Origin of the sequence: Pseudomonas fluorescens (assembly GCF_900215245.1) — a bacterium.
In the GTDB taxonomy this organism is placed as follows: Bacteria; Pseudomonadota; Gammaproteobacteria; order Pseudomonadales; family Pseudomonadaceae; genus Aquipseudomonas; species Aquipseudomonas fluorescens.
Window position 1 is genome coordinate 4,203,426 of record NZ_LT907842.1, and the last position, 23,148, is coordinate 4,226,573.

Consider the following 23,148-nt stretch of genomic DNA (forward strand, 5'->3'; position numbering starts at 1 on the left):
CGATTCAGGGCTGAATCCCGGGCAATAAAAAAGCCGATCCAAGAATGGATCGGCTTGATAACAACCCCGAAGGATTATTACTTGCGGCTTGCTTTTTCAAGCATGCGCAGAGCGCGCTCGTTAGCTTCGTCAGCAGTCTGTTGTGCTTTTTGAGCAGCAGCCAGAGCTTCATCAGCTTTACGGTAGGCTTCGTCTGCACGAGCCTGGGAGCGAGCTGCTGCGTCTTCAGTTGCAGTCAGACGAGCTTCGGTTTCTTTGGAGACGCTGCTGCAACCGGTAGCCAGAACTGCGGCCAGAGCCAGAGCAGAGAATTTCAGAACGTTGTTCATCGTGTTCCCCTTCAAGGACTTTCTATTAAATGGCTACTTTCTCAGAGTGAGCTGATAGCCGGCGTACATACTACTCATTACTTGTAGTAAGTAAACTGACGTAGCGCAAGAAGCAAAAAAAATTCTTGCGCCGAATCTATTTTGGCTAATCTTTTGGGGGTTTGTATAAAAACTATCCAGAAAATTTCATATCAGTGGGAACTGGATCCAAGCTGAAAGGTCCGGCCCGCATGTGTCGGGCCTGCCCGACAGATGAAGATTTATATATCGATGTTGACACTTTTTTTCTGGGCGCCTTTGCCTCACCCGGTATCTTTTGCGCATGTAGAGGTGACTTTAAGAGCGGCAGTTCGTCTCAAGCTTCAACTGCCGGCAATGTTCAGGCTATCGATCGCTGATTGATCGAGGCTCTTTCTGTAACCACCAGCGGCAGGGGATGACGCGTGCGCCTTGAGCTATTGCAGGATTGGTGCCTACTATTCTCTACGTGCTGGTTGTGAGCGCTATAGGTTTTCTCGTTGTCGAAACCGGCACGGGGTGGCGTAGATGTTCCTTCGCCGGAAAAACATCGGTAAGGTAGGGGTCGACATTCAAGACCCGCGAGGAGTAGTGATGAGCGAGGCGTTGTCCATCCACCATGACCAGGCTGGTCATCAGTTCGAGACCAATGTGGACGGTCATCGTGCCTATCTGACCTACATGGACCTCGGGAAGCAGACCCTGGATATCTATCGTACCTTCGTGCCCAACGCACTGCGGGGCCGTGGCATTGCTGCTGCGCTGACCGAGGAAGCGTTGAAGTTCGCAGAAGAAGCCGGGTACACCGTGATCCCTTCGTGCTCTTACGTAGAACGCTACATGGAGCGCCACCAGCGCCATGCCGCGAAGCTGTAACTGATCAGGCACACACAAAAACGCCGGGCTTAGCCCGGCGTTTTTGTGTGCGCAATTGTGCGGCTCAGGTGCGTTTGCGTTTAGGCAACACGTCCTTGAGCTTGGCGTGCATGCTGCGCAGGGTCGTTTCGGTGGCCGCCCAATCGATGCAGGCATCGGTGATCGACACGCCGTACTGCAAATCCGCCAGGTCTTTTGGAATTGCCTGGCAGCCCCAGTTCAAGTGGCTCTCGACCATCAAGCCGATAATCGACTGGTTGCCTTCAAGAATCTGGTTGGCGACGTTTTCCATCACCAGCGGTTGCAGGGCCGGGTCCTTGTTGGAGTTGGCGTGGCTGCAGTCGACCATGATGTTCGGCTTGATCTTGGCTTTGTTCAGAGCCTGTTCGCACAGTGCAACGCTGACCGAATCGTAGTTGGGCTTGCCGTTGCCACCGCGCAATACCACGTGGCCGTAGGCGTTGCCTTTGGTGGTGACGATCGACACGCCACCTTCCTGGTTGATCCCCAGGAAACGGTGCGGGCTGGACACCGATTGCAGCGCGTTGATCGCGACCGTCAGGCCGCCATCGGTGCCGTTCTTGAAGCCCACGGCCGAAGACAGGCCGGACGCCATTTCACGGTGGGTCTGGGATTCGGTGGTGCGCGCGCCGATGGCCGACCAACTGATCAGGTCCTGCAGGTATTGCGGGGAGATCGGGTCGAGGGCTTCGGTGGCGGTGGGCAGGCCCATTTCGGCCAGGTCCAGCAGCAACTGACGACCAATGTGCAAACCGTCCTGAATCTTGAACGAGTCGTCCAGGTACGGGTCGTTGATCAAGCCTTTCCAGCCGACGGTGGTCCGCGGTTTTTCGAAATAGACGCGCATCACCAGGTACAGGGTGTCGGACACTTCCGCCGCCAGTACCTTGAGCCGCTCGGCGTATTCGTGGGCAGCCTTGAGGTCGTGGATCGAGCACGGCCCGATGACGACGAAGAGGCGGTGGTCGGTGCCGTCGAGAATGTCACGGATGACTTCGCGGCCCTTGGTGACGGTCTGCAGGGCAGCGTCGCTCAGAGGGATTTCGCGCTTGAGCTGATCGGGCGTGATCAGGGTCTCGTTGGATTCGACGTTTAGGTCATTGATCGGTAAATCAGCCATCGTGTTACTCGTCAGGGTCACGGGTGCCGGCCGCCAGCCATCCCCGTGCGGCGGAGCACAGCATGATTTGAATGCAGGGGGGAGGAACCTTAGCGCGTAATACCGGCCCGCCACAATGGGCAAAGCCGGCTTTAATCCAGCACTGGCGCCACAAAAGCCGCGTGGGAGAACTCAACGGCATGGCGCGCGACCCACTCGCGGGCCATGGCTTCGAGCTGCGCAGGCGTTGGCTCGGCCTCTTCGTGCAGGCGGCAGTAGCGTTCCATCTGGCACACTTGCTCGCCCATTCGTGCTCCGAACAACGCGTGCTCATCGGTAAAAGAGATGCCGACGCGATAGCCCTTTTCGACTTTGCGGCACCAGGCGACATAGCCCGGATAACGGGCGCTGGCACCCAGGGACGGGATGCACAAATCAACGGCTGTGCCCTGGCGCAAGGCACGCGGGCAATTGCAGGCGACGCCGCCCAGGCCGATAGTGTGCAGGCGTTGCCGGGGAATGGCAGGGGAGGGACGTTGGATCAACTCGACAGCGACATCATCAGGGTGAGGTAAAAAACGACCCATGTACACGGACTCCGAGCGCCGTCCAGTTGACGGCAGTGGCAGCAGTATAGTGAAGGAACAGGAATTGACCGACCTGGATATTGACCAGCAATTGCTGGGATTGCCAGGTATTTCGCTTGTGGTGTTTACCAGCGTAGGGTGCTCCAGCTGCCGCTGGGCACGCCAGCAGTTGCCGAGTTGGACATTGCCGGTGGACCGCGTGTGCTGGGTCGATGCCGGGCACAATGGCGGAGCGGTCGAGCGCTACCAGATCTTTCATTTGCCCGCGTTGTTCCTCGTGTGCGAGGGTCAATTTCTTGGGCAATTACAGTCACGCCTTACGAATAAAGACCTTACCGACGCGGTGAATCACGCACTCACCCGCACACCAGAGGATTTGCCATGAGCGCAGTTGCACCCGAGTCGTCTCCACGTATTGGCATTATTGGCACCGGTGCTATCGGTGGGTTCTATGGGTTGATGCTGGCGCGTGCCGGGTTCGATGTGCACTTTCTGTTGCGCAGCGAATATGCAGCGGTCAGTGAGCATGGCCTGCACCTCAACAGCACGCTGCACGGCCAGTTGCACCTGCACCCGGTGCAGGCTTATGCCCGCGCCGCCGATATGCCGGCGTGCGATTGGCTGTTGATCGGGACCAAGTCCACCGGCAACGTGGACCTGGCCCCGACCATTGCCCAGGTCGCAGCGCCGGACGCCAGGGTGGTGCTGTTGCAAAACGGTCTCGACGTTGAAGACAGCCTGCGTGAACACCTGCCGCCGTCCCTGCACCTGCTGGGCGGCCTGTGCTATATCGGCGTGCATCGTGCCGCGCCCGGTGTCGTCGAGCATCAGGCCCTGGGCAGGGTCAACCTGGGCTATCACAGTGGCACGGCGGCCAATGATGAGGCGCGCCAGAAGGCGATTGTCGAGGAGGGCGCCGCGCTGTTTCACAAGGCCGGTATCGAGTCCCAGGCCATGGCCAGCGTACACTTGGCCCGCTGGCACAAGCTGGTGTGGAATGTGCCTTACAACGGCCTCTCCGTGTTACTGGGCACCGGCACTACCGCGATGATGGCGGATGAATCGAGCCGCGAACTCATCCAGGCATTGATGGCTGAAGTGGTCCAGGGCGCCCATGCCTGCGGTCATCACATCCCGGCCAGTTATGCCGAGCAGATGTTCGCCATGACCGAAACCATGGTTGACTACTTGCCGAGCATGTACCACGACCATGTGCACAAACGCCCGCTGGAGTTGGCGGCCATCTACGCACGGCCACTGGCCGCCGCCAAAGCGGCAGGTTGCGAATTGCCACGCATGGAAGCGCTTTACCAGGCGTTGAGTTTTATTGATCGGCACAACCGCTGATTCGGGGGCACACCATGGCAAAGGGATTGGGCGACAAGTTGGTGCTGGCGATTTCGTCGCGGGCGCTGTTCGACCTGAGCGACAGCCACAAGGTCTACTTGGCCGAAGGTGTGGAGGCTTACCGCAAATACCAGATCGAACACGAGGAAGAAACCCTGGAGCCCGGCGACGCGTTCCCACTGGTCAAGAAGTTGCTCAGTCTTAACGCCAGCCTGGGACGTGCGCGTGTCGAGGTCGTCCTGGTGTCGCGCAACAGTGCCGATACCGGCTTGCGAGTGTTCAATTCGATCCAGCATTACGGTCTGGATATTTCCCGCGCTGCTTTCGTCGGCGGGCGTAGTCCCTATCCTTATTTGGCTGCATTCGGTTGCCATCTGTTTCTTTCGACCCATGCTGAAGACGTGCGCAGCGCACTCGACGCCGGCTTTGCGGCAGCGACGATTCTGTCGGGCGGTGCGCGTCGGGCATCGAGTGAAGAACTGCGGATTGCGTTCGACGGCGATGCGGTGCTGTTTTCCGATGAGTCGGAGCGGGTGTACCAGGCCGGCGGGCTGGCAGCGTTCCAGGCCAGCGAGCGCGAGTCGGCGCGCCAGCCTCTGCACGGCGGCCCGTTCAAGGGTTTCCTGGCGGCGCTCAACCTGTTGCAGCGTGAGTTCGCGGATGATGCATGCCCGATCCGCACGGCGCTGGTGACGGCGCGTTCGGCGCCCTCCCATGAGCGCGTGATTCGCACCTTGCGTGAATGGGATATCCGTTTGGACGAGTCGCTGTTCCTCGGCGGCCTGGAGAAATCCGCCTTTCTGGAGGCGTTCGCCGCCGACGTGTTTTTCGATGACCAGGCCGGTCATTGTGAGAAAGCCCGGGAAGTGGTGGCCACCGGGCATGTGCCCCATGGCATCAGTAATGAGTTGAAAATCCACACCGAGCGCTAAGTCAGCCGAAGTCGTCAAGGCGCTGCTAAGCTCATTCAATCGCCGCCATCCTGGCAGTCCAGGAGGTTCTATGATTCGTTCGATGCTGTATGCCACGGACCTCGGTCTGTATGCGCCCTATGTGATGCAACACGCGCTGGCGCTGGCCCGAACGTTCAAGGCGGATTTGTATGTGATCCATGTGGTCGAGCCGATTGGGCTGTTCGCCGAATCGGTGTTGCAGAGCTACCTTGATGAGCAGGCCTTGAGTGAATGGCAGAGCCAGGGGCTTAACACGGTCATGGCGTCGATCGAGCAGCGGGTACTGGACAGTTTTCGCGAGGAGTTGGGGGACGGCGAGCAAGACTTGAAGTTGATTCAGTCGGTGCGGGTGATTCAGGGCGACCCGTGCGAAGTGATTCTCGACCAGCTGCGTAAACTTTCCGTCGACCTGTTGATCGTAGGTAGTCACAGCCATGCAACCGCCGCCGCCACACCGCTGGGGCGCACAGCGGCGAGGGTGCTGCAACTGGCGACAGTGCCGGTTTACATGGTGCCGTCGTTGCAGCGTCGGCGCAGTGATGACAGTTGATCGGTGAAAACGATAAAAAGTTCTAGATTTATCCGTCTGACCTTTAATATAGTTATATACCGTCGCTGATACCCGTGGCGTCTATTTGCTTTGAGGGACATCTATGAAGCTTCAACAACTGCGCTACATCTGGGAAGTGGCGCACCACGACCTCAACGTTTCCGCTACCGCTCAAAGCCTCTACACCTCGCAACCCGGTATCAGCAAGCAGATCCGCCTGCTCGAAGACGAGCTGGGCGTCGAAGTGTTCGCGCGCAGCGGCAAGCACCTGACCCGCGTCACCCCGGCTGGCGAGCGCATCATCACCACCGCCGGCGAGATCCTGCGTAAAGTCGAAAGCATCAAGCAGATTGCCCAGGAATTCTCCAACGAGAAGAAAGGCACCCTGTCGATCGCCACCACTCACACCCAGGCGCGTTATGCGTTGCCGCCGGTGATCCGCGATTTCATCAAGCAGTACCCCGACGTGGCCCTGCACATGCACCAGGGTTCGCCGATGCAGATCGCCGAGATGGCCGCTGATGGCACCGTTGACTTCGCCATTGCCACCGAAGCCCTGGAGCTGTTTGGTGACCTGGTGATGATGCCGTGCTACCGCTGGAACCGTTGCGTGGTCGTGCCCCAGGGGCACCCGCTGGCGAAGCTGCCGAAGCTGACCCTGGAAGCCCTGGCTGAATACCCGATCGTGACTTACGTGTTTGGCTTTACCGGCCGTTCCAAGCTCGACGAAGCCTTCAGCCACCGCGGCCTCACGCCGAAAGTAGTGTTCACCGCCGCCGACGCCGACGTGATCAAGACTTACGTGCGCCTCGGTCTGGGCGTCGGCATCGTCGCCAAGATGGCGGTTGACACCAACCTCGACAAAGACTTGGTAGTACTCGACGCCAGCGAGTTGTTTGAATCCAGTGTGACCAAGATCGGCTTCCGCCGTGGCACATTCCTGCGCGGTTTCATGTGCGATTTCATCGAGAAATTCGCCCCACATTTGACCCGCGAAGTCATGGCCAAGGCGATCCAGTGCCACAACAAGCAGGAACTGGAAGAGCTCTTCGACGGCGTGGAATTGCCCGTCCACTGAGTGGTTTATTTGGCCTCGGTAACCGTAAAGTGTTGCCGAGCGCCTGCCACCAGAATCTCCACCTCATCCCCTTCGAACTTGCCCAGCAGGCTTTTGCCCAGAGGTGAACGCGGGGTGATGACGGTTACCGGTTGCCCCACCACATCGACTTTCAAGCCGGCTGCATCCGGCGCCAGGAACAGCCACTGTTGGCGACCGTTTTCGTCTTCCAGGCCCAGTAGTGCACCGACTTCTATGCCGCGCTGATCATCGTAAGCACGCAGTTGCAGGGTGTGGCACAGCGTCAGCGCCTGCTTGATTTCCTCGACGCGCTTGGCCTGGCCAGCCGCCAGGTAGGAAGCTTCCAGCCCCAGGGTGTCGTACTTGTTTTCCGCAATGTTTTCTTCGTGGGTCGCGGTTTCGTAGGCGGTCTGCGCGGCGCGTTGGGCGATGTCGAGGTCGACGGAGAGCTTTTCCAGGACCAACTGGTGGACGGCGTGTTTATTCATGGCTGTGCTTGATCATTCGCAAAATTGCAGGACGTTCGCCTTGCTCTTTTCAGTGGGGGCGTTCTGGTCCTGCTGTAGCCAGAACTGGCATTTGGGGTTGGACAGGTTGCGCGCGTTGTTGCGCGCCTGGTCCAGGCTTTGCTGTTGTTCCTGCTTGCGCAGGTTCTCCTGGTACTGCTCAAACATGCGGTTCGGTGGCTCCGGCGCAACCACCGCAGGCTTGCCCAATTGCTGAACCGCCTGAGCAACCGGCGCCAGGGTTTGCACAAACACGTAGCGCGATGCCAGCCAGGCGGTCAGCCCAATGGCGATAAAGCCAAGCCACAGGCCAAAAGCCACAGCCATACTGAGCTTGAACAGCGATAACGGACGATCAGACATGATGGCCTCCTGGCAGGCATTGACGGCGTGACGGCGATTGTCGCACAGCCACTGTGCAGAATAATCGCGATCAAGCCTTCTGCATCCGCGCATTTATGCGGACAATCGAGCCTTTGATCGTTGGAGCCCGGAATGAAAGCCCGCTGGGATATTTTTTGCAGCGTCGTCGACAACTACGGCGACATCGGCGTGACCTGGCGCCTGGCCCGGCAATTGGTGGTGGAGCATCGCTGCGAAGTGCGTTTGTGGGTCGATGACCTGCGCGCCTTCGAGCGCATGTGCCCCGAGATTGATGTGCACCTGGACCAGCAATGGCAAGAGGGTGTGGAGGTTCGCCATTGGCCGGCGCAGTGGCACGACACGCCCTCTGCCGATGTGGTGATTGCCGCTTTCGCCTGCCAGCTGCCGGCCGATTATATGGAAGCCATGGCCACGCGGGAGCGCACGCCGTTGTGGATGAACCTGGATTACCTCAGCGCTGAAGACTGGGTGGTGGGGTGCCATCGCTTGCCGTCGGTGAAGTTCAAGGGCGTGCAGAAGTACTTCTTCTTCCCGGGCTTTCGTCCGGGCACGGGCGGGCTGTTACGCGAAGGCGGGTTATTGGAGCAGCGTCAGGCATTTCAGCAAGACGGCGCAGCACAACACCAATTCCTGCAGTCGATGGGCATCGTTCCGGTATCGGGTGCGCGGCTGATGTCGTTGTTTGCCTATGAAAATGCCGGGCTCGCCAGTTGGCTGGACGTATTGGCGACGGACGGGCGTGCCACTCATCTATTGGTTCCGGAAGGGCGCATCCTCGGCGACGTACAGCGTTGGCTCGGTGTGGAAGGGCTGGCGGTCGGGGATATCCATCAACGTGCTGCCCTGACCGTGCAGGTACTGCCGTTCGTACGGCAGGAGCAATATGACCGCCTGCTGTGGTGCTGCGACTTCAACGCCGTGCGCGGCGAAGACTCGTTCGTGCGTGCCCAATGGGCCGGGCGGCCGTTGCTCTGGCACATCTACCGCCAGGACGAAGACATCCATCTGGACAAGCTCGATGCTTTCCTGACGCTCTACACCGCCGCCTTATCGCCCGCCGCCAAGGTCGCTGTCGTGACCCTGTGGCAAGCCTGGAACGCTGATGGCGATATGACACAGGCGTGGAAAATGCTCATGGAACACTGGCCGGAGGTGCACCACCACGCGCAAACGTGGTGTCTGGAACAAGGCTTGCAGGCCGATCTTGCTACGGCGCTGGTACAGTTTTATGAAAGTTGGATATGATACGCCACCTTGATTTTTGTAAATCCCATCCAAATTTCGGATATACGCAATGAAAACTGGTAAAGAGCTGAAACCCGGTACCGTCATCAAGCTCGAAAACGACCCTTGGTTGGTTCAGAAAGCTGAGTTCACCAAGTCTGGTCGTAACAGCGCAATCATGAAGACCAAGCTGAAGAACCTGCTGACCGGCTACAAGACCGAGATCGTCTACAGCGCCGATGACAAACTGGAAGACGTGATCCTCGACCGCAAAGAAGCGACCCTGTCCTTCATCAGCGGCGACACCTACACGTTCATGGACACCACCGACTACACCATGTACGAGCTGAACGCTGAAGATATCGAAGCCGTTCTGCCGTTCATCGAAGAAGGTATGGAAGACGTCTGCGAAGCGATCTTCTTCGAAGACCGTCTGGTTTCCGTAGAGCTGCCGACCACCATCGTGCGTAAAGTTGCCTACACCGAAGGTTCCGCTCGCGGCGACACTTCGGGCAAGGTGATGAAGCCTGCCAAACTGGCTAACGGTACCGAGCTGCAAGTTGCTGATTTCATCGAAATCGACGACATGATCGAGATCGACACCCGTGAAGGTGGTTCGTACAAAGGTCGCGCCAAGAAGTAATTCTGGCTCCGCGATACAAAAAACCCGACCTGGCGTCGGGTTTTTTTATGGGCGTCTATTTATCAGACCGTCACGTGCAAACGCACATCGACGTTGCCACGGGTGGCGTTGGAGTACGGGCAGACTTGGTGGGCGGCATCGACCAGGCTTTGCGCGTCATCTTGGGCCAGGCCCGGCAGGCTCACGTGCAGGTCGATGTCCAGGCCGAAACCACCGGGGATTTGACCAATGCCGACGTGGGCGGTGATCGAAGCGTCATCCGGGATTTTGCGCTTGGTCTGGCTGGCGACAAACTTCAGGGCGCCGATAAAGCAGGCCGAGTAGCCGGCAGCAAACAGTTGTTCAGGGTTGGTGGCCTGGCCGCCGGCACCGCCCAGTTCTTTGGGGGTGGACAGTTTGACGTCGAGGATGTTGTCGCTGGAAACCGCACGACCATCACGGCCGCCGGTGGCGGTGGCTACTGCGGTATAGAGAGTTTGCATGGTGTCGTCCTCTTGGTTTGTTAGCGCTAAATATTTGCGCGCTAAGTAGTTGGTGAGGCAAATGTATAGCGCTAATGTTTAGCGCGCAAGATAAATTACAAAAAATTTTGCACGGGTTGACCCATTGGCACACGGCACAAATAAATGTGCGAGCAGGCAAGCCAACTCCCACAGGGGGGAGTTGGCGTTTGGTCTATCGCCTCAGACGTTAGCCTGCAGATTTCTGCGCAACGCAATCAAATCGCTTTGCAGCTTGCGCAACTGCTCCAGCTCCAGGCCGCTGGCGCCGAGGATGCAGTGCGGGATTCCCATGGCTTTGTCTTGCAATGCACGGCCGGTGGCGGTGAGCTCCACTACGACCACGCGCTCATCTTCACGGCTGCGGGTGCGGCTGAGCAGGCCTTCGGCTTCCAGGCGCTTGAGCAAGGGGGTCAGTGAGCCCGGATCGGTCAGCAAGCGACTGCTGATTTCGCCCACGGTCAAACCATCTTCTTCCCACAGCACCATCATGGCCAGGTACTGCGGATAGGTCAGGCCAAGGGCTTGCAGCAACGGCTTGTAGACCTTGGTCATCAGCAGCGAGGTGGAGTGCAGGGCGAAGCACAGCTGGTTGTCCAGCATCAATGCTTGGCAAGGGGCGGGGTTTTTGCTCATGGCGGTGCCTCGAAAAAGCGTGTCTGGGCTGGAATCTAGCGGGCAAATCTTTAATGCGCCAGATAATTCTGGCCGAGTGCTCAGACCAGGCCGCTTTGCAGTGCCAGATCCCACGGTGGCACGGGGCTGAAGCGCGACTTGAGGTATTCCAGCAACAACCGACTACGCGCATTGGCCTGTTGTTCCAGGCGCAGCGCGTAGATGCCGGTGGTTTCCGGGCTGGGTAGGCCGTCTTCGCAAAACAGTGGCAGCAGTTCACCCCGCACCAGGTATTCACTGGCCAGCCAGGTCGGCAAATGCGCAATACCCAGCCCGGCGAGCGCGCCCGAGAGCAGCGCTTCGGCATTATTGGCACTCATGCGAATGCGCCGTGGGCGATAAGTGGCGCGGCGCCCATCCAGTTCAAAGCGCCAGGCGAACATCGGCGCCAGGCCGTCCCAGTCGAGGCCGTCATGTTCACTCAGCTCGCTGGGATGGGTCGGCGTGCCACGACTTTTCAAGTACGCCGGGCTGGCGCAGGCGATACGCACGATGCTGGCCAAGGGCGTGGCGATCAGGCGGGTGTCGACGATATGCCCGGCGCGCAGCACCAGGTCGACCTTGCCCAGATGGGCGCCCTGCATATCGACGAAGCTGTCGATCAAATGCAGGTGCACGTCGAGCCCCGGGTACACCTTCAAAAAGTCGGCAATCACCGGCGCCAAGTGCCGTCGTCCGAACGCGGCCGGGGCGTCCACACGAATCAAGCCTTCTGGCGCATGGCTCAATGACACCGCCTCGGCACGCGCCAACTGCAACTCGCTGACGATTCGCCGCGCTCGCTCCGCGAAGGCCAGGCCCGCCGGGGTCGGCACCACGGCGTGGGTGCTGCGCTGAAACAAGCGGCTGCCCACCGAATTTTCCAGGCTGTCGATGCGTCGGGCCACTGCCGAAGGGGTCAGCGGATGCCGGCGGGCGGCGGCGGAAAAACTGCCGGTCTCCAGTACATCGAGAAACAGGCCGAGTTGATCGGTCAGGGCATTCGGGTTCATGGGCAAGCGCTTATGCGAGATTGGCACAGCCATTGTGCGTTGCTGTGCCTTTGCGCGCCAGAGCCGACTGCGTAGCATGCGAGGCCTGGGCTTCTGGAGTAATGAGCGGTGTTGGATCTAGCGATGTATCTGGTATTGGGCGCGGCCCTCGGCACCGTGGGCGGTCTGTTCGGCATTGGTGGCGGGTTGATTGCGATCCCGGTACTCGGCGTGCTGTTCGGTCTCGATCAACAGCTTGCCCAAGGCACCGCGCTGGTGATGGTGGTGCCTAACGTCATGTTGGCCCTGTGGCGTTACCACCAGCGCAACCGTATCGAACTGCGTCACGCGTTACCGTTGGGTGTCATGGGCTTCAGCTTTGCCTGGCTCGGCTCGATCTGGGCGGTCGGCCTGGATGCCGGCGCCATGCGCATCGGTTTTATCGCGTTCTTGCTGACGTTGTCAGCGTACAACCTGCTGCGCATGTTCACCCGGAATGCGCCGCCGACGGCGCAGATGCGGTATTCCTGGCCATGGCTCGGCGTGCTGGGTGCCGCGTCGGGCTCCATGGGCGGTTTGTTTGGTGTGGGCGGCGCGGTGGTGGCCACGCCGGTGTTGACCAGCCTGTTCGGCACCACTCAGGTGGTCGCCCAAGGCTTGTCCCTGGCCCTGGCGTTGCCCAGCACCAGCGTCACCCTGGTCACCTACGCCTGGCACCACGAGGTGGACTGGATGATCGGTGTTCCACTGGCGGTGGGTGGCCTGCTGAGTATCAGTTGGGGCGTGAAAGTTGCCCACGCGCTGCCGGAACGGGTACTGCGCGGCTTGTTTTGCGGTTTTCTGGCGGTGTGCGCGGTGATGCTCACCTTTAAAGTTTGAAGCCTTCAAGGATGTACTCGGCCAGGCATTCGGTTATCGGCGAGGTCATGGCCGGGTTGCGCAGCAGGCGCAAATTAACCGACGGCAGCGGTGGAAATCCCTCGTCACTGCCCAGTACCCGCAGGTCGTCTGTCACCAGGCTTTCCATGCTGACGGTGACTGCCAGGCCTGCGCTGACCACCGCCTGGATCGCCGCCCCGTTGGAGCTGTGATAGGCCAGGCGATAGTCGCGCCCAATGGATTCGAGGGCAGAGCGAGTCCAGTGGGTGCAGAAGCTGTCCACCCCGGAAATAGCCAATGGCAGCGACTCATGCTCGTCCACACAGAAGCACGGCGCCGCCACCCAGACCATGCGCTCATTGCGCAACAGTTCGCCGATTTCACTCCCGGGCTCCCGGCTGATCACGGTGAGGGCCAGATCGCGGCGCTGCATCAATACCAATGACGATTCGCAGTGCATTTCGATCTGGATCAACGGGTAGGCTTTGGAAAACCGTTTGAGGATGCCCGGCAGATAACGCATCACGTAGTCGTCTGGCGTACCGATACGTACCAACCCGACCATGTGCGGTTCGCGCAGCGTGTTGAACACCTCACTGTGCAGCTTCAGGATGCGCCGCGCATAACCGAGCAGCACTTGGCCTTCGGGCGTCAGCCGCACCTGGCGGCCGTCGCGTTCGAACAGTTTGCGTTGCAGCACGTCTTCTTCCAGGCGCTTCATCTGCATGCTCACCGCTGATTGCGTGCGATTGACCAGCTCGCCGGCCCGGGTAAAACCGCCCTGGTCGGCGATGGCGACGAAGGTACGCAGCACGTCGGTGTCGATGCTCGGGTAGTCGGACAATTGATCAATCTCCGAGATGTATTGCATAAGAAACATTCGTTGGATTGATCATAAGGCCAGGCACACACTCTCGTCATCCCCACTGGAGGGCGAGAAGATGAAAGGTCAGAAAGGTTTTGTGTTGATGACGAAACGTCCGTTTTTCGGGCTGTTTCAGGTGGTGGCCCGTTGGCAGGCACTGCACCACGAGCGTCAGGTGCTGGCGAGCTTGAGTGATGACGCACTCAAGGACATCGGGCTCAATCGTGGCGATGTGGAGCAGGATCGCCACCTGCCTTTCTGGCAAGACCCGCTGCGAAAATGACCCAGGATGCAGTAGTGTAGTCGGCGCGCCCATACGGAGAATCCCATGCCCGTCGACCTGTGTTTTTCACTCAAGCAAGCTCGACGCATGGCGCTGGTGGCCCAGGGTTTTTCCGGGCGCCAGGCGCCAGCGGTGATCAAGGCTGCGCACCTCAACCGGGTGATTGATCGCTTGGGCGTGTTACAGATCGATTCGGTCAATGCGGTAGTGCGCTCGCATTATCTGCCGCTGTTTTCCCGCCTGGGTGATTACGCCCCTTTGCTTCTTGAAGACGCCGCCTGGAGCCAAGGGCGGCGGCGTTCGCTATTTGAATACTGGGGCCATGAGGCCTCTTTGCTGCCAATGGCGCTGTACCCGTTGATGCGCTGGCGCATGGAACGGGCAAAGCTGGGGCAGGGGATCTATGCGCAGATGGCGCGTTTTGGGCGTGAGCAGCAAGCCACTGTTCATCGCGTCCTACAGGCCGTCGAGGAGCGGGGCGCGTTGGGCGCGGGCAGCTTGTCCACCCGTGAAGAGCGTGCCGGCCCTTGGTGGGATTGGAGTGATGAAAAACACGCACTGGAATGGCTGTTCGCCGCCGGCCTGGTCACCGTCGCAGGGCGACGTGGTTTTGAGCGGCTCTACGATTTGCCCGAGCGGGTCATCCCCGTCGGCATCCTTCAACAATCCCCCTTGAGCGAAGCTGAGGCCCAGCGCGGCTTGCTGCTGCACAGTGCGAAGGCATTGGGGGTGGCCACTGAAAAGGACCTGCGTGATTATTTCCGCCTGGACCCCGCCGACAGCCGCAGCCGATTGGCCGAGTTGGTCGAGGACGAGCAGTTGCTGGCGTGCCGGGTGCAAGGCTGGAAGCAGCCGGCGTACTGCCTGCCTGAGCCGAAAGTGCCCCGCACGGTGCCGGCCAGTGCGTTGCTGTCGCCCTTCGATTCGCTGATCTGGGAGCGCAGCCGCACTGAGCGGCTGTTCGATTTTCGCTATCGGCTGGAAATCTACACCCCGCAGGCAAAGCGGGTGTACGGCTACTACGTGCTGCCGTTTTTACACAACGAGCGCATTGCTGCGCGCGTGGACCTGCGCGCCGAACGCGCCAACGGGCGCTTGGCGGTGCATGCGGTACACGAAGAGGCGCCGGGGCTGGACGACGCCGGGATGCAGGCGTTGGCGTTGAACCTGCGGCAAATGGCTGACTGGCTGGGGTTGGAACAGGTCCAGCTCAATTGCCAGCGGCCGAGTGCTGCGCGGTTAAGAGCAGCCATGCTCGACGTGGACGGTGGCCTTTAGCGCGCCATCGCGGGCAAGCCCGACGCCCACAGAAGTACGCGGTTGAAGGTGGGCGCCGGGCGCGCCCGGTCGAGTCAATCTCTCAGCGTTTGACTTGTTTCAACGTCTCGGCAATCAGAAACGCCAGTTCCAGCGACTGGTCGGCATTCATCCGTGGGTCGCAATGGGTGTGGTAGCGGTCCGACAAGCCGTCTTCGGTGATCGGCCGTGCGCCGCCGATGCATTCGGTAACGTTCTGCCCGGTCATCTCGATGTGAATCCCGCCGGCATACGAGCCCTCGGCCTGATGCACTTGGAAGAACTCCTTCACCTCACCCAGAATCTGCGCAAAGTCGCGGGTCTTGTAGCCGCTGCTGGCCTTGATGGTATTGCCGTGCATCGGGTCGGAACTCCACAGCACCTGCTTGCCTTCGCGCTGTACGGCGCGGATCAGGTTGGGCAGGTGGTCGCCGACCTTGCCGGCGCCCATGCGCGCGATCAGGTTGAGGCGGCCGGGGTCGTTGTCCGGGTTGAGGATGTCGATCAGGCGGATCAGGTCCTCCGGGTTCATGCTCGGGCCGACCTTAACGCCAATCGGGTTGTTCACCCCGCGCAGGAATTCGACGTGGGCACCGTCCAACTGACGGGTGCGGTCGCCGATCCACAACATGTGAGCCGAGCAGTCGTAGTAGTCGTTGGTCAGGCTGTCGCGGCGCACGAAGGCCTGTTCATAGTTGAGCAGCAGCGCTTCGTGGGCGGTGAAGAAGCTGGTTTCGCGCAGCTGCGGTGAGCTGTCCATGCCGCAGGCGCGCATGAAGGCCAGGGTTTCGTCGATGCGGTCCGCCAGTTGGCTGTACTTCTCGGCCAGTGCGGAGTTGGCGATGAAGTCCAGGTTCCATTTGTGCACTTGATGCAGGTCGGCAAAACCGCCCTGGGCAAACGCGCGCAGCAGGTTCAGCGTGGCGGTGGACTGGTGATAGGACTGCAGCAGGCGGTCGGGGTCCGGCACGCGGCTTTTTTCGTCGAAACCGATGCCGTTGACGATGTCGCCGCGGTAGGCGGGCAGGGTAATGCCGTCGATGGTTTCATCGTTGGCCGAGCGCGGCTTGGCGAACTGGCCGGCCATGCGCCCGACTTTCACCACCGGGCAGCCGGCGGCGAAGGTCATCACGATCGCCATCTGCAGCAGCACCTTGAAGGTGTCGCGGATTTTTGCCGCCGAGAACTCGGCGAAGCTCTCGGCGCAGTCGCCGCCCTGCAACAGGAACGCGCGGCCCTGGGTTACTTCGGCAAACTGACGGCGCAACTCGCGGGCTTCCCCGGCAAACACCAGTGGCGGGTAGCTGGCCAGGTTCTGCTCCACGTGCAGCAAGTGTGCAGCGTCCGGGTACTGGGGTTGTTGCTGGATCGGCAGGGCGCGCCAGCTGTCGGGGCTCCAGGGTTGGCTCATCGTGAACTCGATTGGTTGATTGACGGTCGGGCACCAATGTTATCAGCAATTAGTGCGTGACCTGTTGCCGCCGCTTGGCCGACAATCGCGCCTTTGCCGTGCGGTAAACCCATTAGGAGTAGTGATGACCGAGGAGCGTGTCGAGCGCCTGCTGGCCGAAGTCCATGATGATTTCGGCATGATCCGTGTGCTCGAAGTGGCCGACTACCGGTTTCTCGAGTTTGGCGATGCCATCGAGCAAAGCTGCGTATTTACCGCCGACCCCAGCTGGCTGGAGTACGACTACACCCGCGCCATGTTGATCGGTGCGTTGTGCCATGAGCAGCCGGAGAGCGCGCTGTTCCTGGGCCTTGGCGCCGGCACGCTGACCCAGGCGTGCCTCAAGTTCCTGCCGCTGGAAGACGTCGAAGCCATCGAGCTGCGCCCGGATGTGCCACGCCTGGCCATTGAGTACCTGGGGCTGGATGACGACCCGCGCTTGTACATCCGCATTGGTGACGCCCTGCAATTGCTCGACACCGCCGAGCCGGCCGACCTGATTTTCGTCGACTTGTATACGGATGTTGGCCCGGGCGTCGGGCATCTGGCCTGGACCTTCCTGGAAAACTGCCAAAAGAAACTCAACCCGGGTGGCTGGCTGGTGATCAACCAATGGGCCACCGACGACGGCAAACCGCTGGGCGCAGCCTTGCTGCGCGGGTTGTATCACCGGCATTACTGGGAGCTGCCGGTGAAGGAGGGCAATGTGATTCTGCTGGTGCCTTCGGAGCTGGATCAGGCGCTTGATCTGGGTGCCCTCACGGCGCGCGCCGAGGCGTTGGCGCCGCGGTTGGGGTATTCGTTGCAGGCGTTGATCAAGGCGATTCGGCCGGCGACTTAGTTGCCTGTTCCGACGCCTTCACGAACAAGCCCGCTCCCGCCGACCGCATTCCAAAGGATGTACGCGTACAGACGGGGCGCGGGCTTGCTCGCGAAGAGGTCAGCACTGTCGACTGCTAAATCAAGGTGCTCAAATTCCTTTAAACACCCCCGGCCGCTTCTCAACCATCGCCCGCACACCTTCTTTGGCATCCTCACTGTTCAACAATTTCTCCACCACCGCCTGCAACCCTGCCGCCGCGACGGTTTCACCTTGCATGCGCGCCTGGCGCGCCGACATCAACGTCGCCTGCACCCCCAGCGGCGCCTGGCGGGCAATGCGACTGGCCAACTCGATGGCACGGGGCAGCAGGTCTTCGCTGGCCATCACTTCCTGCACCAGCCCGAGACGCAGGGCTTCATGCGCGTCGAATTCATCGCCGGTGAGCAACCAGCGCATCGCATTGCCCCAGCCGGCCACTTGATGAAAGCGCAGTGTCGCGCCGCCAAACGGAAAGATCCCACGCTGTACTTCCATCTGCGCAAAGCGTGTGTTGCTCGCGCAAATATTGATATCCGCCGCGAGCATCAACTCGATACCGATAGTCAAGCAGTAACCCTGAGCCGCGACGATCACCGGTTTGCTGACCCTGGGCCCGGCAAATACACCCCACGGATCGCACCCGCCCAAGGGTGGTTGCCAGCCGCCCGACATCACGCCGCTGACATTGATCAGGTCCAGCCCGGCGGTGAAGTGGTCGCCGTGGGCAAACACCACGGCGACCCGCGCCTCGTCGTTTCGATCAAATTCGCCGTAAGCCAGGCTCAGCTCATTGAGCAACTCCAGGTCAAAGGCGTTGCGCTTTTCCACCCGGTTCAGGCCCAACAGCAGGACATGGCCCTGTAATTCACGACTGACGCGACGGCTGCTGGCTTGATTCATCGGGTGTGCCCTCAGGGCTTGGTTAAGGTTTCAGACCGAAGGGTCTTGATGGAGAGGTGAACCGTTTAAGTGTTATGACCAACAGGGCCGGGCCTTTGAAAAATAGACCCTGGCGCGCGTATCTGCAAAGGCATTGACGCAGTGCGGTTTATCGGCGCTTTCAGATAAAAAAAGCTCCCTTTTTCAGGTATTTCCGGTATAGTGCGCGCCGGCCTTTAACCGGGCCGCGTTTAGGTAGCGCAATTCCCCGAAGTCAGCTTCGGCTGCACGTCCGCACAGCGGACTCTTCCTTGACGAATCTTTTTCATTCATTCGTTTTCGCAAATCCCCGCCGACAAAGCAGCCAGGGCGACTCTTGAGTCTCAACACGGCATGCGCAGCTTTGGAGCATGGGTCTTTGCGGATGCACTTAGAGGCAGACCCATGACCCAGGAAACCGGCGGCTTCGCCGCTTTTAATCTTAACCCGAACATTCTTGCTGCCGTCATCGCGACCGGCTACGAAGAACCTTCGGCTATTCAGCAGCAATCGATCCCAATCATCATGGCCGGCCAGGACATGATTGGCCAGGCGCAAACCGGTACCGGTAAAACCGCCGCGTTCGCCCTGCCTATTCTGCATTGCATCGATCCTGCCAAGCGCGAGCCGCAAGCCCTGATCCTGGCGCCAACCCGTGAGTTGGCGCTGCAAGTAGCAACCGCTTTTGAAACCTACGCCAAGCAAATGCCAGGCGTAACCGTTGTGGCCGTTTACGGCGGCGCGCCTATGGGCCCACAACTGAAAGCAATCCGTAACGGCGCACAGATCGTTGTCGCCACCCCGGGCCGTCTGTGCGACCACCTGCGTCGTGACGAGAAAGTGCTGTCGACCGTGAACCACCTGGTTCTGGACGAAGCTGACGAAATGTTGAAGCTGGGCTTTATGGATGACCTGGAAGTCATCTTCAAGGCGCTGCCACCGACCCGTCAGACCGTACTGTTCTCGGCGACCCTGCCACAGTCGATCCGTGCCATTGCCGAACGCCACCTGCGCGATCCGCAACACGTGAAGATCCAGACCAAGACTCAGACCGTTACCGCGATCGAACAGGCTCACCTGTTGGTTCACGCTGACCAGAAGACCTCGGCTGTATTGAGCCTGCTGGAAGTTGAAGACTTCGACGCCCTGATCATGTTCGTGCGCACCAAGCAAGCGACCCTGGACCTGGCCAGTGCCCTGGAAGCCAAAGGCTACAAAGCCGCTGCGCTGAACGGTGACATTGCCCAGAACCAACGTGAGCGCGTGATCGACTCCCTCAAGGATGGCCGTCTGGACATCGTTGTGGCGACCGACGTTGCTGCCCGTGGCCTCGACGTTCCACGTATCACCCACGTGTTCAACGTTGACATGCCGTACGACCCAGAGTCCTACGTTCACCGTATCGGCCGTACCGGCCGTGCCGGTCGCGAAGGTCGTGCACTGCTGCTGGTGACTCCACGTGAGCGCCGCATGCTGCAAGTGATCGAGCGTGTTACCGGTCAGAAAGTTGCCGAAGTCCGCCTGCCGGATGCCCAGGCCGTTCTCGATGCGCGCATCAAGAAACTGACCAACAGCTTGTCGCCGCTGGTGGCTGACGCTGAATCGACCCACGGCGAACTGCTGGACCGCCTGACTGCCGATATCGGTTGCACCCCTCGTGCCCTGGCTGCAGCTCTGCTGCGCAAAGCCACCAACGGTCAGGCCCTGACCCTGGCAGCCATCGAGAAAGAACGCCCACTGGTTCCGAACAACGCGCCACGCGGTGATCGTCCAGAGCGTACCGGTGACCGTCCAGACCGTGGTGATCGTGAGCGTCGCGCTCCGGTTCCATTGGCTGAAGGCCGTGCTCGTTGCCGTACCGCGCTGGGCGCGCGTGATGGCATCGCCGCCAAGAACCTGCTGGGCGCTATCCTCAACGAGGGTGGCCTGGCACGTGAAGCGATCGGTCGCATTCAGGTCCGTGACAGCTTCTCCCTGGTGGAGCTGCCGGAAGACGGCCTGGAAAAACTGCTGGCCAAGCTGAAAGACACGCGCGTTGCCGGTAAGCAGCTGAAGCTGCGTCGCTACCGCGAAGATTGATCCGCCCTTGGGCTGATTGATCGCACATAAAAAATCCCCGACTGGTTCGGGGATTTTTTTTGCCGGGTGTTTATTGACGACTACGCGATCAACTGTGGGAGCTGGCTTGCCTATAGATCTCTGTTAGCCGAAACGGTAGATGTCCATCCCCAGCGCGCCCATCGTGAACCCCTGGTGCGCCACGCTGAAATCGCCTCCGGCGCCACGCGCAAAGTACAACGGCAACAGGTGCTCATCGCTCGGATGGCTGCGCACGGCATGGGGCGCCTGGCGGCGATAGTCGTGCAAGGCAGCTTCGTCGTTGGCAGCGAGCTTAGCCACCACCCAATCACGGAAGTCACGTGCCCAGGGCTCGATGCTCTCGGGCCCGGCGTGCCAGTTCAGCTCGCCGAGGTTGTGGGTGATGCTGCCGGAACCGATCAACAGCACGCCTTGCTCGCGCAAGCCCGCGAGTGCGTGGCCGACTCGGGTCTGCAGGGCCGGGCCCATACGGCTGGGCAGCGAGACTTGCACGACCGGAATATCCGCAGCCGGGTACATCAGCGACAGCGGCACCCAGGTGCCGTGGTCGAAGGGCCGGCGCTCATCGATTTGTGCATCCAGGCCGTCAGCCTTGAGCAGGTCGACAATTTCACCCGCCAACTGCGGGTCGCCCGGCGCTGGGTATTGCACGGCAAACAGTTCGCGGGGGAAACCACCGAAATCGTGCCAGGTTTCCGGGGCGGCGCTGCCGCTGACCAGCAATGTTTGGCTTTCCCAGTGCGCGGACACCACCACAATCGCCTTGGGCCGTGGCAGTTCAGCCGCCAAACGCCGCAACGCCGGGCCGCTGGCGCCAGGTTGCAGGGCAAGCATGGGTGAGCCGTGGGAGATAAACAGGCTAGGGAGCATAAGTGGGGTCCTGAGCGTTAAGATGGGCCCATCTTCAATCAGATCATTGATCTAAATCTAATATAAGTTTTAGCGCCTTTTGATCGAATTTTCAGGGTGATTTATGGAGCCTAAGTTTTGGCAAGAGCGCTGGGCGCGCAACCAGATCGGTTTTCATCTGCCCGAGGTCAATCCCTACCTGCTGCGGCATTGGCCAACCCTGGGCTTGGCTGACGGAGCCAAGGTGCTGGTGCCGTTGTGTGGCAAAAGCCTGGATCTGATCTGGCTGGCGAGTCTCGAATATTCGGTGTTGGGCGTGGAGTTGTCGGAGCAGGCCGTTGAAGCCTTTTTCAGTGAGCAGTCGCTGACGCCGCATATCCGCCAGCACGGCGCGTTCAAGGTCTATCAGTCCGGGTTGATCGAGGTGTGGTGCGGTGATTTCTTTGCCCTCGACGCCAGTGCGGTCAACGATTGCACTGCGCTTTACGACCGGGCCGCGTTGATTGCGTTGCCGCCACTGATGCGGGCGCGCTATACCGAGCATCTCAATAGTCTGCTGCGGCCTGGCTGCAAGGGGCTGCTGATCACCCTCGACTATGACCAGACGCAGAAGGTCGGCCCACCGTTTGCGGTCACCGACGAAGAGGTCCGGGTGTTGCTCGGCGCCCGTTGGGATTTGGCGGTGCTGGAAGAGCGCGACATCCTGAGTGAGAGCTGGAAGGCGATGCAGGACGGCGTCACGCGCCTTGAAGAGCGTGCCTATCGGTTGGACAAGGCGTAAATCGCGGGCATAAAAAAAGGGGCGATCAGATCGCCCCTTTCTGGTTGCTGGCTATCAGCCCCGACGACGCAGCGCGTCGATGCGCTCGTCCAGCGGCGGGTGGCTCATGAACATGCGTGCAAAGCCTTGCTTGATGCCACCGTTGATGCCAAAGGCCGTCAGGCTGTCGGGCATGTGCACCGGCAGGCCCTGTTCGGAGCGCAGGTGTTGCAGCGCTGCAATCATTGCCCCGGTACCGGCCAGGCGGGCACCGGCTTCGTCTGCGCGGAATTCGCGTTTGCGCGAGAACCACATGGTGATTGCACTGGCCAGGAAGCCCAGCACCACTTCCGCGAAGATGGTCGCTACGTAGTAGGCAATGCCACGGCCTTCTTCGTTCTTGAAGATCACCTTGTCGACGAAGTTGCCGATGATCCGTGCGAAGAACATCACGAAGGTGTTCACCACGCCTTGTACCAGCGCCAGGGTGACCATGTCGCCGTTGGCTACGTGACCGATCTCGTGGGCCAGTACCGCCTTCACTTCGTCGTAGGAAAAGCGTTCCAGCATACCCTGGCTCACCGCAACGAGCGCGTCGTTCTTGTTCCAGCCGGTGGCAAAGGCGTTGGCTTCATAGGCCGGGAAGATCCCGACCTCAGGCATCTTGATTCCGGCCTCGCGGGACAATTGCTCAACGGTTTGCAGCAACCATTGTTCATGCCGGGTGCGTGGCTGGGTGATGACCTGGGTGCTGGTGCTCATCTTTGCCATCCACTTGGAGATGAACAGCGAGAACAGTGAGCCGGCAAAACCAAAGACCGCACAGAAAACCAGCAGCTGATTGAGGTTCAGATCAACCCCGTTGGCCGCCATGAACCCGTTGAAGCCGAAAAGGCTCAGGGTGATGCTGGCAATCAGCACGACCGCCAGGTTAGTGGCCAAGAACAGCAGGATGCGCATCATGGTTGTAGAGTTCTCCTCATGCTTAATATGTCGCGTACTGCGGGGTATATAAGGTGCCGCTTGGGGTGATTCAACCGAGCGACTATTTCAAACTGTGTCCTACAGCATGAATGTAGAGGCTTGAAAGGAATTTCCCACCTGAAAAGCACGCCGGGATAACCA

Annotated in this window: 27 protein-coding genes; 14 read left to right on the top strand and 13 right to left on the bottom strand. The window is 60.1% G+C overall.

Annotation, left to right across the window (positions count from 1 at the left end):
- Positions 1 to 77: 77 nt before the first annotated feature.
- The gene (oprI, locus tag CPH89_RS19685) at positions 78 to 329 is read right to left on the bottom strand and encodes an outer membrane lipoprotei OprI (protein ID WP_003172710.1); all 252 of its coding nucleotides are present in this window, start codon (positions 327 to 329) and stop codon (positions 78 to 80) included.
- 612 nt (positions 330 to 941) lie between these two features.
- On the opposite strand from oprI, the gene CPH89_RS19690 reads away from it, so the two are divergent.
- Positions 942 to 1,223: a GNAT family N-acetyltransferase gene (locus CPH89_RS19690; protein WP_003189869.1), complete on the top strand. Its 282-nt coding sequence runs from the start codon at positions 942 to 944 to the stop codon at positions 1,221 to 1,223.
- A 64-nt stretch (positions 1,224 to 1,287) separates the two neighbouring features.
- On the opposite strand, the gene CPH89_RS19695 is transcribed toward CPH89_RS19690, so the two are convergent.
- Both CPH89_RS19695 and CPH89_RS19700 read right to left on the bottom strand, forming a co-directional pair.
- Positions 1,288 to 2,364, bottom strand: coding sequence for a 3-deoxy-7-phosphoheptulonate synthase (locus CPH89_RS19695; protein ID WP_053255142.1), 1,077 nt, complete (start codon positions 2,362 to 2,364; stop codon positions 1,288 to 1,290).
- Between the two features lie 131 nt (positions 2,365 to 2,495).
- Positions 2,496 to 2,930: a PilZ domain-containing protein gene (locus CPH89_RS19700; protein WP_053255143.1), complete on the bottom strand. Its 435-nt coding sequence runs from the start codon at positions 2,928 to 2,930 to the stop codon at positions 2,496 to 2,498.
- Between CPH89_RS19700 and CPH89_RS19705 the strand changes: the two genes are divergently transcribed.
- The 5 genes from CPH89_RS19705 (at position 2,929) to cysB (ending at position 6,858) form a co-directional block, all read left to right on the top strand.
- The gene (locus CPH89_RS19705; RefSeq protein ID WP_053255144.1) at positions 2,929 to 3,315 is read left to right on the top strand and encodes a YbbN family protein; all 387 of its coding nucleotides are present in this window, start codon (positions 2,929 to 2,931) and stop codon (positions 3,313 to 3,315) included. The two genes, CPH89_RS19700 and CPH89_RS19705, sit on opposite strands and share 2 nt — an antisense overlap.
- Positions 3,312 to 4,277 (top strand): putative 2-dehydropantoate 2-reductase, encoded by a 966-nt coding sequence (locus CPH89_RS19710; protein WP_053255145.1) that lies wholly within the window; start codon positions 3,312 to 3,314, stop codon positions 4,275 to 4,277. Before CPH89_RS19705 ends, CPH89_RS19710 begins: the two co-directional genes overlap by 4 nt.
- A 14-nt stretch (positions 4,278 to 4,291) precedes the next feature.
- Positions 4,292 to 5,209, top strand: coding sequence for a 5'-nucleotidase (locus CPH89_RS19715; RefSeq protein ID WP_053255146.1), 918 nt, complete (start codon positions 4,292 to 4,294; stop codon positions 5,207 to 5,209).
- Between the two features lie 70 nt (positions 5,210 to 5,279).
- Positions 5,280 to 5,780, top strand: a complete 501-nt coding sequence (locus CPH89_RS19720) for a universal stress protein (protein WP_053255147.1) — start codon at positions 5,280 to 5,282, stop codon at positions 5,778 to 5,780.
- A gap of 103 nt (positions 5,781 to 5,883) precedes the next feature.
- The gene (gene cysB / locus CPH89_RS19725) at positions 5,884 to 6,858 is read left to right on the top strand and encodes an HTH-type transcriptional regulator CysB (RefSeq protein ID WP_003189876.1); all 975 of its coding nucleotides are present in this window, start codon (positions 5,884 to 5,886) and stop codon (positions 6,856 to 6,858) included.
- Between the two features lie 5 nt (positions 6,859 to 6,863).
- Here the strand turns inward: cysB and CPH89_RS19730 are convergent, their stop codons facing one another.
- On the bottom strand, positions 6,864 to 7,346 hold the full coding sequence (locus CPH89_RS19730; protein ID WP_053255148.1) for a GreA/GreB family elongation factor: 483 nt from the start codon (positions 7,344 to 7,346) through the stop codon (positions 6,864 to 6,866).
- 12 nt (positions 7,347 to 7,358) lie between these two features.
- Positions 7,359 to 7,727, bottom strand: a complete 369-nt coding sequence (locus tag CPH89_RS19735) for a hypothetical protein (RefSeq protein ID WP_053255149.1) — start codon at positions 7,725 to 7,727, stop codon at positions 7,359 to 7,361.
- 132 nt (positions 7,728 to 7,859) lie between these two features.
- Here CPH89_RS19735 and earP point away from each other — a divergent pair, with 132 nt between their 5' ends.
- Both earP and CPH89_RS19745 read left to right on the top strand, forming a co-directional pair.
- Positions 7,860 to 8,993, top strand: coding sequence for an elongation factor P maturation arginine rhamnosyltransferase EarP (gene earP, locus CPH89_RS19740; RefSeq protein WP_053255150.1), 1,134 nt, complete (start codon positions 7,860 to 7,862; stop codon positions 8,991 to 8,993).
- A 49-nt stretch (positions 8,994 to 9,042) separates the two neighbouring features.
- Positions 9,043 to 9,615, top strand: a complete 573-nt coding sequence (locus CPH89_RS19745) for an elongation factor P (RefSeq protein ID WP_053255151.1) — start codon at positions 9,043 to 9,045, stop codon at positions 9,613 to 9,615.
- 62 nt (positions 9,616 to 9,677) lie between these two features.
- On the opposite strand, the gene CPH89_RS19750 is transcribed toward CPH89_RS19745, so the two are convergent.
- The 3 genes from CPH89_RS19750 to CPH89_RS19760 form a co-directional block, all read right to left on the bottom strand.
- Positions 9,678 to 10,097: an organic hydroperoxide resistance protein gene (locus tag CPH89_RS19750; protein ID WP_034126737.1), complete on the bottom strand. Its 420-nt coding sequence runs from the start codon at positions 10,095 to 10,097 to the stop codon at positions 9,678 to 9,680.
- 201 nt (positions 10,098 to 10,298) lie between these two features.
- A complete protein-coding gene (locus CPH89_RS19755; protein WP_053255152.1) occupies positions 10,299 to 10,751 on the bottom strand; it encodes a MarR family winged helix-turn-helix transcriptional regulator in 453 nt (150 codons plus the stop codon).
- Positions 10,752 to 10,831: 80 nt separating this feature from the next.
- Positions 10,832 to 11,782 carry a LysR family transcriptional regulator gene (locus CPH89_RS19760; RefSeq protein WP_053255358.1) on the bottom strand — a complete coding sequence of 317 codons (951 nt, stop codon included), beginning with the start codon at positions 11,780 to 11,782 and terminating at the stop codon, positions 10,832 to 10,834.
- Between the two features lie 108 nt (positions 11,783 to 11,890).
- Between CPH89_RS19760 and CPH89_RS19765 the strand changes: the two genes are divergently transcribed.
- Positions 11,891 to 12,640 carry a sulfite exporter TauE/SafE family protein gene (locus CPH89_RS19765; RefSeq protein WP_053255153.1) on the top strand — a complete coding sequence of 250 codons (750 nt, stop codon included), beginning with the start codon at positions 11,891 to 11,893 and terminating at the stop codon, positions 12,638 to 12,640.
- Here CPH89_RS19765 and CPH89_RS19770 read toward each other — a convergent pair.
- A complete protein-coding gene (locus CPH89_RS19770) occupies positions 12,630 to 13,511 on the bottom strand; it encodes a LysR family transcriptional regulator (RefSeq protein ID WP_053255154.1) in 882 nt (293 codons plus the stop codon). The genes CPH89_RS19765 and CPH89_RS19770 overlap by 11 nt on opposite strands.
- Positions 13,512 to 13,581: 70 nt before the next feature.
- Here CPH89_RS19770 and CPH89_RS19775 point away from each other — a divergent pair, with 70 nt between their 5' ends.
- Entirely contained in the window at positions 13,582 to 13,788 is a 207-nt protein-coding gene (locus CPH89_RS19775; RefSeq protein ID WP_053255155.1) for a DUF1127 domain-containing protein, read from the top strand.
- Between the two features lie 45 nt (positions 13,789 to 13,833).
- Positions 13,834 to 15,066 carry a winged helix-turn-helix domain-containing protein gene (locus CPH89_RS19780; RefSeq protein ID WP_053255156.1) on the top strand — a complete coding sequence of 411 codons (1,233 nt, stop codon included), beginning with the start codon at positions 13,834 to 13,836 and terminating at the stop codon, positions 15,064 to 15,066.
- A gap of 82 nt (positions 15,067 to 15,148) precedes the next feature.
- Here the strand turns inward: CPH89_RS19780 and CPH89_RS19785 are convergent, their stop codons facing one another.
- Complete coding sequence (locus CPH89_RS19785) at positions 15,149 to 16,495, bottom strand: class II 3-deoxy-7-phosphoheptulonate synthase (RefSeq protein ID WP_053255157.1); 1,347 nt, start codon at positions 16,493 to 16,495, stop codon at positions 15,149 to 15,151.
- Positions 16,496 to 16,619: 124 nt separating this feature from the next.
- Here CPH89_RS19785 and CPH89_RS19790 point away from each other — a divergent pair, with 124 nt between their 5' ends.
- The gene (locus CPH89_RS19790; protein WP_053255158.1) at positions 16,620 to 17,375 is read left to right on the top strand and encodes a spermidine synthase; all 756 of its coding nucleotides are present in this window, start codon (positions 16,620 to 16,622) and stop codon (positions 17,373 to 17,375) included.
- Between the two features lie 129 nt (positions 17,376 to 17,504).
- On the opposite strand, the gene CPH89_RS19795 is transcribed toward CPH89_RS19790, so the two are convergent.
- Positions 17,505 to 18,296 carry a crotonase/enoyl-CoA hydratase family protein gene (locus CPH89_RS19795; RefSeq protein ID WP_053255159.1) on the bottom strand — a complete coding sequence of 264 codons (792 nt, stop codon included), beginning with the start codon at positions 18,294 to 18,296 and terminating at the stop codon, positions 17,505 to 17,507.
- 423 nt (positions 18,297 to 18,719) lie between these two features.
- On the opposite strand from CPH89_RS19795, the gene CPH89_RS19805 reads away from it, so the two are divergent.
- The gene (locus tag CPH89_RS19805) at positions 18,720 to 20,393 is read left to right on the top strand and encodes a DEAD/DEAH box helicase (RefSeq protein ID WP_053255160.1); all 1,674 of its coding nucleotides are present in this window, start codon (positions 18,720 to 18,722) and stop codon (positions 20,391 to 20,393) included.
- Positions 20,394 to 20,516: 123 nt separating this feature from the next.
- On the opposite strand, the gene CPH89_RS19810 is transcribed toward CPH89_RS19805, so the two are convergent.
- Complete coding sequence (locus CPH89_RS19810) at positions 20,517 to 21,284, bottom strand: DODA-type extradiol aromatic ring-opening family dioxygenase (protein WP_053255161.1); 768 nt, start codon at positions 21,282 to 21,284, stop codon at positions 20,517 to 20,519.
- 103 nt (positions 21,285 to 21,387) lie between these two features.
- On the opposite strand from CPH89_RS19810, the gene CPH89_RS19815 reads away from it, so the two are divergent.
- Complete coding sequence (locus tag CPH89_RS19815) at positions 21,388 to 22,044, top strand: thiopurine S-methyltransferase (protein WP_053255162.1); 657 nt, start codon at positions 21,388 to 21,390, stop codon at positions 22,042 to 22,044.
- 54 nt (positions 22,045 to 22,098) lie between these two features.
- On the opposite strand, the gene htpX is transcribed toward CPH89_RS19815, so the two are convergent.
- Positions 22,099 to 22,986, bottom strand: a complete 888-nt coding sequence (gene htpX, locus CPH89_RS19820; RefSeq protein WP_053255163.1) for a protease HtpX — start codon at positions 22,984 to 22,986, stop codon at positions 22,099 to 22,101.
- Positions 22,987 to 23,148: the final 162 nt, after the last annotated feature.